This window comes from Paraburkholderia aromaticivorans (assembly GCF_012689525.1).
In the GTDB taxonomy this organism is placed as follows: Bacteria; Pseudomonadota; Gammaproteobacteria; order Burkholderiales; family Burkholderiaceae; genus Paraburkholderia; species Paraburkholderia aromaticivorans_A.
In genome coordinates this window covers 134,727-150,978 of record NZ_CP051515.1, presented here as the reverse complement: position 1 = coordinate 150,978, position 16,252 = coordinate 134,727, and the positions used below count along the sequence as shown (strand labels likewise).

Sequence of the window (16,252 nt, the reverse complement as noted above, 5' to 3'; positions counted from 1 at the left end):
TGGTGACGCAGGATCTCAGCGGGTGCAATCGGCCAGACCCGCTCACTCGAAGGTGCTCCACCAGCGACCGCTTGTACTTAACCAGGAGACTATCGATAGCAAAACCGGGCGAATCAGAAACTGCATCGGAAAACCTGAAAATGGAAGAAATCTTGCAGATTAATGATTATGCGAGGTCTTAGGATGTGGTCAAGCCGAATGGAAACGGGTGTCATTGTGAGAGTGCAGCGCAGTGACTGCACGTATCCATCCATTCACTCGCAAATCCACTCAGGCGAAAATCGACATGACGTCCCCCCAAATGCAAGCTGCGCCCGGCTTTGATATGGCTACGGGCCTCTCCGATGAACTCAAGGCACGATACCAGCATGTCTCTCGCCCACCTGAGTTCGATTCCCCGGCGCAGGCGCGTTTGCACGGCAAGCAGCGCCTCGCGGCTGCGTTCCGGCTGTTCTCCAAGTTCGGCTTCGACGAAGGTGCGGCGGGCCACATCACGATGCGCGATCCAGAGTTTGGCGACACCTTCTGGGTCAATCCGTTCGGCGTGCATTTCAGTCAGATGAAGGTGTCCAACCTGATCCGCTGCGACCATCATGGCAAAGTCGTGGAGGGAGACCTCCCAGTCAACGCCGCGGCCTTTGCGATCCATTCGCGCGTGCACCAGGCCCGTCCCGACGCGATGGCAGCCGCGCATACGCACAGTACCTACGGCAGAACGTGGTCGACGCTCGGCCGCCCGCTGGACCCGATCACGCAGGATGTCTGCGCCTTCTACAACGACCATGCCCTCTATGATGAATTCGGCGGCGTGGCAGTGGAGTTGGACGAAGGCCAGCGCATAGCCGATGCACTGGGTTCGAACAAGGCGGCCATTCTGCAGAATCATGGTTTGCTGACTGTTGGCAAGACCGTGGACGAGGCCGCATGGTGGTTCATCACCATGGAGCGTTCATGCCAGGTGCAACTGATGGCGCAAGCTGCAGCGGCACACACCGGCGCACCGCTGAAGACGATTTCCGATGCCGCCGCGCGCCAGTCGCATTCGATCGTCGGCTCCGCGCAGGCGGGCTGGTTCCAGTTCCAGCTCCTCTATTCCCGCATCGCCAAGGAACAACCGGATCTGCTGGACTGAGTCCGTGGCCACGTCCATCTGCAAGCTGTCGCTGAAATTGTCATCGAGCGCGACGAATTCCGTGGCGAGCAGGAACTACCGGATAAAGCCTGACTAATCTCGCCGCGAAACCTGACTTTGCCGGTGCGCTTCTAAAAGTGGACGACTCGAGGAGACAGCGAATGACCAAACTCACCTACCCGATGAAAGATGTCCGGGTACTCCATCTCGGCAGCGCCTGGGCCGGCCGGGTTGCCGCAATGCTTCTTGCCGACCAGGGCGCGGAAGTCATCGAGATTGAGCCGCCGAATCGACAAACTTCCGCGGAAGATGCGCTGCTGGGTCGCGGCAAAACCGGCATAACTCTCGACCTCAAATCCGAACCGGGTCGCCGGGCCGCCGTCGCGCTCGCCCAGGACGCGGACATCATTATCGAAAATCTCGGCCCAGGCCGAAGCGCAAGTTTCGGTATTGACTATCCTGCAATCGAGGCACTCAATCCTGCAACCGTCTACATCTCGCTGCCTGCGTTCGCATCACAGAGCGTGGAGAGCGAAATCCCCGGCTGGGAAGGCGTGATCAACGCGGTCTGCGGCGTGTACACCGACATCCATCTTGCCGGACCGTTGCGTGGCGGTGCCCCGCGCTTTACGTCCATTCCGCTGGCTTCGGCATACGGCGGCGTGCACGGGGCGATTGCCGCAAGCATGGGCTATCTCCATCGACTGCGCAGCGGTATGGGACAGTACATTGAAGTCCCGCTGGCAGATGCGGCGATGTCTGCGATGGCGCTGCTGGCGATTAATATTGAAAACCAACCCGTGCGGTTCGACCTCCCGCCGGTTGAAAAGGCGATGCGGGATGTTGCTTTCCCGATTCTGCGGGACCTTTCGACGCACCTCACGGCCGAACATCGCGCCGCGTTGGACGGCTACCTGTCCGACTTCGCATGGCCGATGTTTGCGACGTATCGCTGCTCGGATGGCAGGCAGATCTTCATCAATGCGGTGGAACATGTCCAGCAGTCCCGTGCGCTCCTGCAGGCACTCGGGTTGCTCGATCGCATGATTGGCGACGGACTCGTACTTGGCAGTCCGTTCGACGAGAGCGGAGCTGATAACAACGTCAATCTGGCGACGCTGAGCGTCAGTTGGCGGAAGAAGTTGCGGACAGCCATCGCAGAATGCATCTCCACCCGACCGGCCGCCGAATGGGAAATGCACCTTGCCCACGCCGGCGTACCTGTCTCTATCGTTCGCACGACCAAAGAATGGCTCCAGCTTCCATCTGCACTGGAAGGTGGCAACGTTACGTCACTGGTTGATCCGATCCTTGGCGAGACTCGTCAAGCCGGTCGTTTCGTAACCTTGCTTGGCGCGAATGGTAAAAGTGTTTCACCGGAATTGCGCCCGTACTGCCATATTGCCGACCCGCTAGCGGCGCGGTGGTCCGGCAAACGTATCGAAACCAAAGCAGTCAACGCCGGGCGTCAGACCGTGCTGGAGGGTATCCGCGTGGTGGATATCTCCAATACGATTGCCGGCCCTGCGGCCGCGCGGGTCCTGGCTGAATTCGGAGCTGACGTCATTCGCGTTGATCCGCCGGCACCGATTGCAGGTCCTCGCCACACCATGTGGTTCGGCATGGAAGTCAACCAGGGTAAGCGGGCCATCATCATCGACCTGAAGGCCGAAGAAGGCCGCGAGTCGCTGCGCCGGATCGTTAAGCAATCCGACGTCGTCATCCAGAATTTTCTCGACGAGTCGAGCCAGAAACTGGGGATTTCGCTCCCTCAGATCTCTGACGCCAACCCTGCTGCGATTGCGTCCCAGATAACCGCATGGCGCGGCCCCTTGGGCGGTCCCCGCAAGAACGACCCTGGCTACGACCCCGTCGTGCAGTTCGGCGTCGGCATTGCTTCCCGCTACGGCACCGCCGGGCAACCGGTCCTGCACGGGTTGGCATCGTGTATCGACTACATAACCGGTTTCCTGTCGGCCCTGGGTATTGCTCAGTCGCTGATAGCAAGAGAACTGGGCCGCGGAAGCGCAAATGTGCAAACGTCCCTGAGCATGGGCGGCCAGCTCGTGCAGTTCCCGTATGTCGTCGACAGCGTAAGTCGACTGAACGAGCCAGAAGTATCGAGCGCTACCGGCTATGGCCCGGTTCAGGCCGTTTATCGTGCGGCAGACGGCTGGGTTTACCTTGGGGGCCGAAAGTCGTCTATTGAAGCGATTGCCGACGCGCTGAAGGCCGACGCCACGAGTTACGACGGAATCGCAGCCAGAATTCGCCAACTCGGCAAGCGGGAGGTCTCGGAGGCAGTTGCGTGCGTCCCACTTACTGCGGCGGTCGCGGTTCGACGGCTGGACGAGCTTCGCGCGGAGTATGAGCTGGAAGGAATTCAAAAAAGTCCCAATGCAGCGGACAAGCGCTCCATCGTGATGCAGCACTTTGACCATCCCAGTGGTTACGCCGTCTCAACGCTTTTGCCCACGTGGTATCGGACGGCTCGCACTCCCATCGCGCAACTTCGGTCGGCGCCGCTTCCCGGTTCCGACACAACAGAGGTTCTTCGGGATTTCGGATTTGGCCCCGAGGAAATCGCTGAGTTGAAGGAACGAGGCATCACCAGAGACGGGTGGTCTGTACTGCATCACTATCTTCCCCTCTGACTCTCGTGGTTCTTTTGCGGTTCGAGGAGTTTTCGGCGCGGATCTGGAACACACCCGATTTCAGTCATGCCTTGCCGAAAGCCCTCTTTCTAGGCACTTGGATCATCACGTACCAGTTTGCCCCGCCATTCGCCAAGGAAGGTGCGAGGATGTTCGCCGACGCGGCTATCGGCGAACACATGCGCGACGGCACGCACGCCGAAGAACTGCGTGGTGGCGTACCCGATACGTATGAGCGCTGCATCTTATTTTTTCGCGAACGAGCATTTACACCGGTATCTCAACGGGGTGCAACGCATCGCGCTGTCGAAGTCCTTCGCGAAGTGAGGCCACCAGCGGCTGCAAGCGCCCTGAACGGTGGTGCGCCGCTTTCGCCGTGCCGTGGTCCGGCCAGGCCGGGAGCGGCTCAACGGCCCGATTTGCCCATCGTGCTGTGGCCCGTTCCGCCTCGTTTGCCCATCGAGACAATGCTTATTCAACTGGGCTGGAGGGCGCGTGATAGCACTATCAATGCGTCTTATGGATCTTCTGAACGCCGAACGTGACGCTATGATGCCAAAACCCATCGACTATCGCTAAAGCGCGCTACCCGTGCACAGTGAGGACCGAGGCTCAATCCACCTAACATTGAATGCCGAAATCAAAAATTGTCTGCGGCTTCGAGTGTCCTATGGCGGCTCGATAGTTGCCCGTCACTGTGGTGAGACGACCGTCGTCAATGGGGCGTGAGTGTGATTTCGCTGATGCAGGAAACCGACGTCGAGTGTTCGATGCCGTCATCGTCAGCTGTCCGCCACATTGCTGACATGGAACCCGGCCTCTCCCAATGTCGGCAATGGCCGACTTGCGGAAACCAAGGTATCGGTCGCGATACGCAAGCTATCGTCCCTTGGGATACCACAATTTGACCGGCCAGCCGCTGTCTCAAGCCTTCCCTTTCCCGCCCATCGTCACTAGCTCAAAAGGCGTCTCCCTCACCCGCTTCCCAGTAAGCCTAAAAACCGCATTCCCCACCGCAGGCGCCACCGAAGGACTAGACAACTCCCCCACGCCGCCGGGTTTGGAGGTATCCCCCTGCACAATCAAAATATCAACCTCCGGCAAATCACTCATCCGCATAACCCGGTAAGTATCAAAGTTCTTCTGCTGGATCTGCCCATGCCGAATATCAACCCGATCCGCGGTCGCATGCCCAAGCCCCCACATCAACCCACCATAAAGCTGCTCCTCAACCCCACCAGGCGAAACCGCCAACCCACAATCCGCGACACAAGTCAGCTTCTCAATCACAACCCCATCACCCTTCCGAGCCACCCGCGCCACCACCGCCACATAACTGCTATACGCCTGATTAGTCGCCACGCCCAAAGCAGTCCCAGCGGGCAACGCCTTCCCCCACCCAGCCCGCTTCGCCGCCTCCCGCAAAACAGCCTGATGCCTCGGATCCTTCATATGCGCGAGCCGAAACTCAACCGCATCCCGATGCCCCGCATGCGCAGCCTCATCCACAAACGACTCAACCGCAAACACATTCGGGATATAACTCACCGCCCGGTACCATCCAGTCGGCACACCCGTTTCATGCCGCACCCAACCAATATCCACATGCGGCGCCCCATAAGCGAACTCATACTTACTGATCGCCTCAGTGGTGCTGTAATCCATCCGATCCGGCCGATCAAAGTACCCAGGTTCCCATTGTTCCGGCGAAGCAGGCATCACCGCACGCAACTGCAACGTCGCCAAATTCCCACGCGCATCGAGCACAGCCTTCGCCCGGTGATAACTCGCAGAGTGGTAATAAAGCGCCCGCATTTCATCTTCACGGCTATTCATCAACTTGACCGGCTTCCCAACTTTCAACGCAAGCCACGTCACTTCAAAAAGCCAGTACTTCGACTCACGCGACCCAAAGCTCCCACCTGAAACAAGCTCATGCAACACCACACGATTCGCAGGAATGCCGCCGATCACCTCAGCCGCCTCCTGCACCGTCGACGGCACTTGCAGCCCACCCCAATACTCAATCGAACCGTCCTTCTTAGCCCACGCAGTCACATTAATCGGCTCAAGCGGACACGGCGCCTTATAAGGCATCGAATAAGAAGCCTCAATCACCCGCGCCCCGTGCGGAAACGCAGTCTTCAGATCCCCACTCTGAATAGTCGGCACCACCCGCGCCGCAGGATCATCGAGCCACGCCGCCTGACGCGCAGCAAGCGTGCTGCTATCGAAAGTCTCAAGCGGACTATCTTCCCACTCCACATGCAACGCCGCCTGCCCCTTATGCGCGGACCAATAATCATCGGCCAACACCGCAACGCCCGCCTGATTGCCGCCGAGAATGTCGGGCCGCCCAGGAATCTGCAACACCTGCCGCACGCCCGGCACGGCCAACGCCGCTTTGGCATCCACGCTGCGCGCGCGCGCATCGATCACCGGCGCACGCGTGACGACCGCGACCAGCATGCCCGGCAACGACACGTCGATGCTGTACGGAAACGCGCCCCTCGCCTTCTCCGCAGCGCCGCGTTTCTTCCGCAATTTGCCGATGTATTTGAACTGCGACGGATCTTTCAACACGACGTCTTTCGGCGCGGGCATTTGCGCCGCGACCTGCGCAAGCGACCCATAGTTCGCGCGCTTGCCGCTGGCCTTATTGACCACGAAGCCGTTTTCCGTCGAACACGTCGACGGTGCCACATTCCATTGTTTCGCGGCCGCAGCAATCAACATCGCGCGCGCCGTCGCACCCGCACGCCGCAAGCGCTCGTATTCCAACGACACGCTCGTACTCCCACCCGTCGAAAACACCTTCCACAACGGATGAATGTAGTCGCCGTAAAACGGATTCTCCGGCGTGATCACATCGACGCGAAACAGATCGACGTCCAGTTCTTCCGCGACCATCGCAGCCAGCGCGGTACGCGTCCCCGTACCGGAATCGTGTTTATGAACAACCAGCTTGATCGTATCGTCCGGCAGCACGCGCACCCACGCATTCGGTTCGAATTCACCGGCCTGCGGTTTGGGGTCGCCGCTTTTGTTGTCGCCCTTGGCGAAGGCTTCGGGCAACTGGAAGCCGATCGCGAGACCCGAAGCCAACAACGCCGAACTCTGTTTGATAAACCGACGACGCGCGGTGCCGCGAGCGCTGGTCAACACTTCTTTGTCGTTGTACATTCAGGCCTCCTCGTTCGTGACATAGGACGAGCAGGCCGCCGCACACTCAGGTGTATCTACAGCCGCCAACGCCGGATCGCCCGACGCCGCCCGCTTGATCGCCTTGCGAATCCGCGAGTATGTGCCGCATCGACAGATGTTGCCCGACATCGCCGTCGTGATGGTTTCGTCGTTGACGGTCGGCTTGTCCTTGAGAAACGCGGCCGCCTGCATCAACTGTCCGGACTGGCAGTAGCCGCATTGCGGCACATCCTCGGCGACCCACGCGAGTTGCAGCGGATGCCGGCCGTCCTTCGATAACCCTTCTATCGTCGTAATGCGTTTGCCGGCCACGGCAACAGCGGGTAGCAAACAGGAGCGCACCGCCTCGCCCTCCAGATGCACCGTACACGCGCCGCAAAAACCGCCGCCGCAGCCGAATTTCGTCCCGGTCAATTGGAGCCGGTCGCGCAACACCCACAACAGGGGCATGTCTTCCGGTACATTGTCGAGCGAGTGCCGCGTATCGTTGACCACGATCTCGATCATGCGCTGTCTCCTGAATGTCGTTGTGCAGCGCGGCGCATGCATGAGTGGATGCATGACAAGGGCCGCGTGCTTGCGGCCATTATTGAAAGCCGTTAAGCGCAACGCCAGCGACCATTTCTTCCACCGTCTGTCAGTCCGGCTAACACCATGTTGAAGCGCTATCCGTCCATTCAGTCGATGCAGGCCTTCCTGCAGGCCGCGCGCGTCGGCAGCTTTTCGAGCGCGGCGCGGCAGTTGTCGCTCACGCATAGCGCAATCAGCCAGCAGATCCGCACGCTCGAGGAGTTCGTCGGCCAGCCGCTTTTCGTGCGTGAAAGCGGCCGCGTGGTGCTGACCGATGCGGGCGTGCTGTTCGCGAATCAGTTGGCGGATGGCTTCGAACAGATCGATCGTGCGTTGTCGTCGGTGAAGGAACGCAAGGTCAAGCAGTCCATCACACTCGACGTCGATCCCGAACTCGCGCAGAGCTGGCTGGTGGCGCGTTTGCCGGCGTTACTCGGCGCGTTGACGGGCACGTCGCTCACTGTCCTGTCCACGCCGCGTCATGACCGCAGCGCGTTCGAGCGCGTGGATATGGCGCTGCGGTATGGGTATGGAGAATGGGACGGGTTCGAAAACGCATTGATTTGCGGCGACCGTCTGACGGCGGTGGGCTCGCCGTCGCTATTACAGGCACGCGGGCTCAACGTGCCGCTCACGCCTGAGCAGCTACTGGATTTGCCGTTGCTCGGCTATACGAAGCGTTCGTGGATTCCCTGGCTCGCCGCAGCGGGCCTGCCCGAGGTCGAGCCCGACGCCGTAGCGGTTTTCGATAACGCCGCAGGCTTGATCGCCGCCGCCAGCGCAGGCGTCGGCGCAGGTTTGGCGCGCGGCCTGCTCGCCGCCGACGCCCAACGCAACGGCAGTCTGGTCGAACTCACGCAAGTGGAAATTCCAACGCACTACAACCTCTACGCCGTGTGGCCGCGTGAGAAAGCCGAGCGTGTGGCGCCGCTAATCGACGTGATCCGCAACCTGGTCGCACAAACTAACAGCGCGCGTTAGGTCGTACTAGCCGCCACTTCCCGCACGGTATCGAGAAACCGCGACAACACCGGCGAAGGCGTCTCGGCCCGATAGCGCGCGTGCAGCGACACTTCGGGTCGCGGCGCGGCCACCGGCACAAATGCGACGCCGCCTGTCGACAACTGCCGCGCGGAAGAAGGCAGCAGCGCCACGCCCAACCCTTCGCGCACGAGACACAACAGCGTATGCACCTCGACCACTTCCTGTTCGATGCGCGGTGTAAACCCTGCTTCGACGCAACAGTCCTGTAGAAAGCGCGCCAGTTGCGACTGCCGCAAACCGAACGACACGAAACGCTCGGCCTCCAACTCCCGAAGCGCAATCTCCCCACGCGACGCCAGCGCATGCCCCAACGGCAACGCGACCACCGCCGACTCGCGCATCACCACTTCGCTGCGAATCTCCGGGTCTTCATGCGAGACGCGGAAGAAACACACATCGAGCCGGCGCTCTTTCAACGCGAGAATCTGCGCGGCCGGCGTCATCTCATGCAGCGTCCACCGCACTTGCGGATGCTTCTCCGCGAATACCCGTAGCGCGCGCGGAATCGGCTCGACCATCGCCGAACTGATGATGCCGATCTCGAGGCTCCCCACTTCGCCACGCCCCGCGCAGCGCGTCAGATCGATCGCGCGTTCGAACTGCGCGAAGATCAACGGCACCTGCTCTTTAAGTGTTTTCCCTGCCTCGGTGAGTTCGACACGATGTTGCGAGCGCGAGAACAACGCGGTGCCCATCTCCTCTTCGAGGATGCGAATCTGCTGACTCAGCGGCGGCTGGGAAATGTGCAGCCGCGCGGCTGCCCGGCCGAAATGCAGTTCGTCGGCAAGTACCGCGAAGTAACGCAACAGCCGGATGTCCATATCGCAAACGTATCAAGATCGTGGTTAAAAAATATTGTACAGAGCGTTTTTATCTTGTGAGACTGCATCGCAAGCAGCAGTGCACATCAGTGTGACACTCGATGCCGGCGAGGGGAAGGCGCACGAACACGGCGCCTTGCAAAGGGCCGCATGGGCAAGCCCAACGGGCTGAGTCCATCGATGCGCCTGCCCGCGATCCGGCAACTGGATACACCAGTTCCTCTCAAGGAGATCGAGTACATGATCATCGACACTAGCTGTTATCCGACCAACCTGGTCGACCTCGCGTGGCGCCATGACGGCGAGCCATTTTCCGGCGAGCGTCTGATCGAGGTGATGGACGGCCCCTACATCATCAACGGCAAGCCTCGCCGTATCGACAAGGCGTTTATTCAACCGCCTCAAGGCAACACCATCTATACGTGGACGGACGGCGAACGCTCGGGCCGCGAGTCGATCGACGACTACATGGCGTACACCGTGGAATGCGTTCAGAAGTATCCGGACCGTCTGCTGGGCTGTTTTGTCTATAACCCGCGTTGCGGTCCGGAGAACGGCGCTGAAGCGATCGAGTTCTACGCGAAGGAACACGGCTTCAAGATGGTGCAGTTGCAGGCCAACATGCATGCGTACCGTCCCGACCGCGCGCTCGACTGGCTGCGCCCCGCGTTGCGCAAATGCGCGGACCTCGGCCTGCTCGTGAAGCTGCATACCGGCGACGGCCCATACAGCATTCCGAGCGAGTGGTATCCGCTGATCCGCGAATTCCCGTCGGTGAATTTCATCATGGCGCACTTCGGCGTGCAGACGGGTGGCGTGTATTGCTTCGAACCGTATCAAATGGCGCTCGATACACCGAACGTGTATTGCGAATCGAGCTGGTGCCTGCAATCGCGCATCGTCGAATTCGCGAAGGTACTGCCCACGCACAAGATCCTTTACGGCTCCGACACGCCACCGAACGAGCCGGGCATGTGGTTGCGTTTGCTCGAAGTGCTGTGTCACGAACCGCCGCAAGGCCTGAATCTCGACGAAGACACGCTCGAGGATTATCTCGGCAACAACCTGGCCCGCATGATCGGCATTGAGCCGAGCGCGCGGCCGAGAAGCGTCGAAGAAGCGCAAGCCTATCTGAAACACCATGCCGGCGCCGCGAAGAAACACGCGGGCCAGGCCGACTACGCAGGAGCCCGCTGATGATCATCGATACCCATCTGCACCCCACGAATCTCGTCGACGAAGCCTGGCGCCATACCGGCGAGCCATTCACCGGCGAACGTCTGCTGAAGATGATGGACGGTCCGTACATCATCAACGGCAAGCCGCGCCGTATCGACATGGGCTTCATTCAGCCGCCGCCGGGCAACACGGGCTATCGCGACGGCAATCGACGCGGCCGTGAAGGCATTCGAGATTACATGTCGTATATCGCCGAATTGACGCAGAAGTACCCGGATCGCTTTATCGGCAACTTCACGTACAACCCGCGTTGGGGTCCGGAGAATGGCGCAGCCGAGCTCGAATTCCACGTCAAGGAATACGGCTTCAAGATGCTCAAGCTGCACGCGAACATGCACGGCTATCGGCCGGATCGCGCGCTCGACTGGTTGCGTCCTGCGATGAAGAAGTGCGCGGAATTGGGCGTGGTCGTGCTGATTCACACCGGCGATGGGCCGTACACGATTCCGACGCAGTTTTATCCGATCATCCGCGAATTCCCGATGGTGAATTTCATCATCGGTCACTTCGGGATTCAGACGGGCGGCAACTACTCGTTCGAAGCCTTCTGGATGGCGATGGATACGCCGAACGTGTATTGCGAATCGGGTTGGTGCTATCAGTCGCGCATCGTCGAATTCGCTCGCGAACTGCCGCGCAACAAGATCGTTTTCGGCACGGATTCGCCGCCGAACGAGCCGGGCATGTGGCTGCGCGAACTGGAAATGCTGTGCGGTCCCACGCCGCAAGGCATGAATCTGGATGAGGACGGTCTCGAAGACTATATGGGCAATAACATCGCCCGTCTGGTCGGAATCGAACCGACCAAGCCGCCGAAGGACCTCGCTGAAGCGGAGAAGCGGTTGAAGGCGACTTATGTGAATGACGTCACGCAGCCGGCTTAACGCTGACTGACTGATGGTTCAAAGCAGGCGCGGTCAGCGCCGTGCCTGCCTCTGTTGTCTCACACGGAGTTCACTATGGCGGATAACCTCTTCCGCGCCACGCAGGATTTTCATCGCTTTGGGCATGCGTATCGCGAGCACTATCCCGATGATGTTTTGACGCTCTCGCAGCCGGTATCCGCCGATCAGGATGTCACGGCGGTGGTCGCCGAACTCGCGGCGCGCGGGCAGCATCCCATGTTGATTTGCGAAAAAGTCGACGGTATCGCAACGCCTCTCGTCACCAATTTCTTTGCGTCACGTACACGCATTGGGCGCCTGTTCGATGTCGATGCGTCTGGTTTGTTCGACGCATATCAACAGCGTGCGAATGCGCCAATTGCGCCGGCATATGTGGCGAACGGTCCCGTGCTGGATCAGGTGATCGAAGGCGACGCCGTCGATCTCGCGCAACTGCCGATGATCCGCCACTTCGATACCGACCGCGGCCCGTACATTACGAATGCCGTAATCGTCGCCGAAGATCCGGTCACCGGCGTGGCGAACCTCAGCTATCACCGCTCGATGCGGCACGCGAAAAACGCTTTGGCCACCAGCCTGCATTCGCGCGGCCATCTCTGGCGCATGCTGCAAACCGCCCAGGCACGCGGCGACACGTTGAAAGTCGCGATGGTGATCGGCGCGCATCCGCTGTTCATGTTGGCGGCCGCCGCGCGCGTGCCGTTCGGCACCGACGAACGCGCAATCGCAGGCGGTCTGTTCGGTGCGCCGCTGGAACTGGTGCGCACGCCGCGCTACGGCATCGGCGTGCCCGCTTCCGCCGAGTTCGTGCTGGAAGGCACGATCGATCCTTCAGCCCACGCCGAAGAAGGCCCGTTCGGCGAATTCACCGGCTATTCATCGGACCGCTCGACCAACAACGTATTGCGCGTCGACACGATGATGCGTCGTGACGATGCCTGGCTCGTCGACGTGGTCGGCGGCCCGTACGCAGAGCATCTGACGCTTGCGCGTTTGCCGCGCGAAGCGGAGATGAGCGAGAAGTTGAAGGCGCGCTTTCCGTCGGTCACCGCGTTGCATTACCCCAACTCCGGCACGCATTTTCACTGCTACGTTGCGCTGAATCAGACTCGCGACGGCGAAGCGCGCCAGATCATGCTCGCGCTGCTCGGCTGGGATCCGTACCTGAAGAACGTCGTGGCAGTGGATAGCGACATCGACATCGCCAACGACTCGCAAGTGCTGTGGGCCATCGCCACGCATTTTCAGCCGCACCAGGACGTGTTTATCGTCGATGGCCTGCCGGGCAGTCCGCTCGATCCTTCGTCGTCCGCGGCGGGCACCACGTCGCGTATGGGTATCGACGCGACACGCGGCTCGCATTTCGACGGCATCCGCGCTCGCATCAGCGAACGCGCCTCGCAACAGGCCATCGACATTCTGGCCCGCGCCGCCGGAGCACAGCGATGAGCGCGCGGCGACTCGTGGTCGGCATCAGCGGCGCATCCGGCTTTGCGTACGGTGTACGCCTGCTGCAATTGCTGCGTCAACTCGATATCGAAACGCATTTGACCGTCTCGCGCAGCGCGCTGCTCACGATGACGCACGAAACCGACTACAAGTTCGCCGACGTCAGCGCGCTGGCCAGCGCCACCTATCGTTGCGACGACATGGCCGCGGCCATTTCCAGCGGCTCGTTCCGCTCGCTGGGCATGATCGTCGCGCCGTGTTCGATGAAGACACTTGCCGAAATTGCCAGCGGCATGTCGTCGAGCCTGATTTCACGCGCCGCCGACGTCACGTTGAAAGAGCGCCGCCCGCTAGTACTGCTGGCGCGTGAAACGCCGTACACGCTGGCGCATCTGCGCAACATGATTGCCGTAACCGAAATGGGCGCGATCGTCGCGCCACCCGTGCCGGCGTTTTACGCGCGCCCCGCTTCCCTCGACCAGATGATCGATCACACGCTTGGCCGCGTGCTCGATCTGTTCGGCCTCGAAGCGGGCACCGTCAAACGCTGGCGAGAAGTTGAAACACAAGCACCGTATATCGCCTGATAGCCGAACCGCAGTACGAACGAAGAAACGGAGACGAGCCATGAATCACATTCACACCACCCACAACGAAATCGAGAAAATCCCCGTCACGGTGCTGACCGGCTTTCTCGGCGCCGGCAAAACGACACTGCTCAACTACATCCTGCGCGAGAAGCACGGCCGCAAGATCGCGGTGATCGAAAACGAGTTCGGCGAAATCGGCATCGACGGTGGCCTCGTGCTCGAATCGACCGAAGAGATTTACGAAATGACGAACGGCTGCGTGTGCTGCGTCGGCGCGGTGCGCGAGGATCTGGTGAGGATCGTGCGTATGCTGGTAGAACGGCCGGACCGGCTCGATCACATCATCGTCGAAACCAGCGGGCTCGCCGATCCGTATCCGGTTGCGCAGACGTTCTTTCTCGATGATCCCATCGCCAAACAAGTCACCCTCGACGCCGTCGTCACGATGGTGGACGCGAAGCATATCGCTGCGCATCTGGACGATCTGGTACTCGACGGCAGCGACAATCAGGCCGTCGATCAGATCGTGTGCGCGGACCGTATCGTCATCAACAAGGTTGATCTGGTGGGACCGGACGATATCGCTTCGCTCACGCAGCGCATTCGCGGACTCAATGCCACGGCGGAAATCGTCGAGTCGAGCTATGCGCAGATCGACCTCGGGAAGATTCTCGGCGTAGGCGCGAACGAGTTCTCGCAGATTCTCGTCGAGACCGATGGCTTGCATGAAGGAGAACACGCGCATGGCCATGAAGACCATGAGCATGAGCATGAGCACGAGCACGAGCACGCTCATCACGACGACGATCACGCCGACCACCAGCACGACGAAAGCGTTTCCTCGGTTGGGATCGAAGTCGATGCGGATATCGACCTCGATGCACTGCAAGCGTGGCTCGCCGAGTTACGCGACTCGGATGCCGCGAACCTGTTCCGTATGAAAGGCATTCTCGCCGTGCAAGGCCAGTCGCATCGCTATGTGCTGCAAGGCGTGCACAACGTCATCGAACTGCGCGCGGCGCAAGTGTGGGGCAGTGAGCCGCGTTCGTGCCGCATCGTTTTCATCGGACGCGATCTCGATCGCGCCGCACTGACCGACCGCTTCCATGCCTGTCTTGCCGTGCCGGTTGCGGCCTGACGGGAGATCCGGTCGGCGCGCGATGTAGTGCCGCGCGGCTAGGTCCGCGCGGCGCGCTCCGATCGATAAACATAATCTGGAGACACGTCATGAACACCGCCATACACCCCGTCGATCGCATTCTGCCGAAGCGCCAGATGATCACGCTCGGTTTGCAGCACATGCTAGTGGCTTACATCGGCGCCATTGCGGTGCCGCTGATCGTCGCGTCGGCACTGAAGATGTCGCCGGCCGACACCACCGTGCTCATCAGCACGGCGCTGTTTTGCTCGGGCATCTCGACGATTCTGCAAACCGTCGGCGTCTGGAAGTTCGGTGTGCGTCTGCCGATTCTGCAAGGCGTCGCATTCAGCAGCGTCGGGCCGGTGATCGCAATCGGCACGAGTCCGGGCGTCGGCTTTGCCGGCGTGTGTGGCGCGGTGATTGGCGCGGGTCTGTTCACGATGTTCGCCGCGCCGCTGGTCGGGCGCTTACGAAGATTCTTCCCACCCGTGGTGACCGGCTGCATCGTGACGGTGATCGGCTTGCAGTTGTTTCCCGTCGCATATCAATGGGCCGGTGGCGGCGAGGCCGCGCAACAGCAGTTCGGCGCGCTGCCCTTCCTGAGCGTCACGCTGTTCGTCGCACTGGTGATTCTCGCGATCAACCGCTTTGCCAATGCGTTCCTGCGCAATCTGTCAGTGCTGATCGGTTTGATTGCCGGTGGCGTTCTGGCGTGCTCGCTCGGCATGGGGAACTTCACGAGCGTGGCGCAGGCGCCGTGGTTCACCATGCCGATGCCGTTTCACTTTGGCACGCCCGTGTTTTCGCTGGTGCCGGTGCTGACGATGATCGTCGTGATGGTGGTGCAGATGGTCGAATCCATGGGCCTGTTCGTCGCGATCGGCGACATCGTCGATAAGGACGTGAGTGAGGAGGACGTGGTGCGCGGCATGCGCGCCAACGGTCTGGCGAGCGCGATTGCCGGCATGTTCGCGGCGTTTCCGTTCATCGCGTTCATGGAGAACGTCGGGCTCGTCATTCTGACCGGCGTGCGCAGCCGCTGGGTGGTGGCGATCAGCGGCGTGCTGATGTGCGTAGTGGCGCTAGTGCCGAAGATTGGTGCGGTCGTAGCCTCGACGCCCTCCGCGGCGCTCGGCGGCGCAGGTATCGCCATGTTCGGCGTAGTGGTCGCGGCGGGTGTGCAGACGTTGGCGAAGGTGGACTTCGAGCGCAATCGCTACAACGTGCTGATCGTCGGCTTTACGATCGCCACCGCGTTGATTCCGGTGATGGCGCCACAAGTCTTCAAGCACATGCCCGACTGGACACAACCGTTCCTGCATAGCGGCGTGGTGCTGGCGTGCCTCGTTTCCGTGGTGCTGAACGCGGTGCTCAACGGCGCGCATGAAGAAGACGTGGTGCCGGCGCACAACATGGTCCGCGAATAACGGACGCTGCATGACGAGCACGGCCGTCCTTGCAAAGACGGCCGCTTCGCAGTAACTGAAAGGACATCGAATCGTG

General features: G+C 60.7%; 13 protein-coding genes. 10 read left to right on the top strand and 3 right to left on the bottom strand.

Annotation, left to right across the window (positions count from 1 at the left end; translation table 11 throughout):
- The first annotated feature begins 301 nt into the window (after positions 1–301).
- The 3 genes from HF916_RS12495 (at position 302) to HF916_RS49910 (ending at position 4,331) form a co-directional block, all read left to right on the top strand.
- Positions 302–1,132: a class II aldolase/adducin family protein gene (locus tag HF916_RS12495; protein WP_168791977.1), complete on the top strand. Its 831-nt coding sequence runs from the start codon at positions 302–304 to the stop codon at positions 1,130–1,132.
- Positions 1,133–1,293: 161 nt separating this feature from the next.
- On the top strand, positions 1,294–3,786 hold the full coding sequence (locus HF916_RS12490) for a CoA transferase (RefSeq protein WP_168789269.1): 2,493 nt from the start codon (positions 1,294–1,296) through the stop codon (positions 3,784–3,786).
- Positions 3,787–3,800: 14 nt separating this feature from the next.
- Entirely contained in the window at positions 3,801–4,331 is a 531-nt protein-coding gene (locus HF916_RS49910) for a hypothetical protein (RefSeq protein ID WP_206001873.1), read from the top strand.
- Positions 4,332–4,710: 379 nt separating this feature from the next.
- Here the strand turns inward: HF916_RS49910 and HF916_RS12485 are convergent, their stop codons facing one another.
- Entirely contained in the window at positions 4,711–6,969 is a 2,259-nt protein-coding gene (locus tag HF916_RS12485) for a xanthine dehydrogenase family protein molybdopterin-binding subunit (protein ID WP_168789268.1), read from the bottom strand.
- Positions 6,970–7,497, bottom strand: a complete 528-nt coding sequence (locus tag HF916_RS12480) for a (2Fe-2S)-binding protein (protein ID WP_168789267.1) — start codon at positions 7,495–7,497, stop codon at positions 6,970–6,972.
- A gap of 147 nt (positions 7,498–7,644) precedes the next feature.
- Between HF916_RS12480 and HF916_RS12475 the strand changes: the two genes are divergently transcribed.
- Positions 7,645–8,541 (top strand): LysR substrate-binding domain-containing protein, encoded by an 897-nt coding sequence (locus HF916_RS12475; protein ID WP_168789266.1) that lies wholly within the window; start codon positions 7,645–7,647, stop codon positions 8,539–8,541.
- Here HF916_RS12475 and HF916_RS12470 read toward each other — a convergent pair.
- Positions 8,538–9,425 (bottom strand): LysR substrate-binding domain-containing protein, encoded by an 888-nt coding sequence (locus HF916_RS12470; protein WP_168789265.1) that lies wholly within the window; start codon positions 9,423–9,425, stop codon positions 8,538–8,540. The genes HF916_RS12475 and HF916_RS12470 overlap by 4 nt on opposite strands.
- Positions 9,426–9,665: 240 nt before the next feature.
- Here HF916_RS12470 and HF916_RS12465 point away from each other — a divergent pair, with 240 nt between their 5' ends.
- The 6 genes from HF916_RS12465 to HF916_RS12440 all read left to right on the top strand — a co-directional run bounded on the left by HF916_RS12465 (position 9,666) and on the right by HF916_RS12440 (position 16,176).
- Positions 9,666–10,622 carry an amidohydrolase family protein gene (locus HF916_RS12465; protein WP_168791976.1) on the top strand — a complete coding sequence of 319 codons (957 nt, stop codon included), beginning with the start codon at positions 9,666–9,668 and terminating at the stop codon, positions 10,620–10,622.
- Positions 10,622–11,548 (top strand): amidohydrolase family protein, encoded by a 927-nt coding sequence (locus HF916_RS12460; protein WP_168789264.1) that lies wholly within the window; start codon positions 10,622–10,624, stop codon positions 11,546–11,548. Before HF916_RS12465 ends, HF916_RS12460 begins: the two co-directional genes overlap by 1 nt.
- Before the next feature lie 75 nt (positions 11,549–11,623).
- Positions 11,624–13,018 carry a UbiD family decarboxylase gene (locus tag HF916_RS12455; RefSeq protein WP_168789263.1) on the top strand — a complete coding sequence of 465 codons (1,395 nt, stop codon included), beginning with the start codon at positions 11,624–11,626 and terminating at the stop codon, positions 13,016–13,018.
- A complete protein-coding gene (locus HF916_RS12450; protein WP_168789262.1) occupies positions 13,015–13,605 on the top strand; it encodes a UbiX family flavin prenyltransferase in 591 nt (196 codons plus the stop codon). The genes HF916_RS12455 and HF916_RS12450 overlap by 4 nt, the downstream gene beginning before the upstream one ends.
- A gap of 40 nt (positions 13,606–13,645) precedes the next feature.
- A complete protein-coding gene (locus tag HF916_RS12445) occupies positions 13,646–14,746 on the top strand; it encodes a CobW family GTP-binding protein (protein ID WP_168789261.1) in 1,101 nt (366 codons plus the stop codon).
- A gap of 89 nt (positions 14,747–14,835) precedes the next feature.
- Positions 14,836–16,176, top strand: a complete 1,341-nt coding sequence (locus HF916_RS12440; RefSeq protein WP_168789260.1) for a nucleobase:cation symporter-2 family protein — start codon at positions 14,836–14,838, stop codon at positions 16,174–16,176.
- The last annotated feature ends 76 nt before the right edge of the window (positions 16,177–16,252 follow it).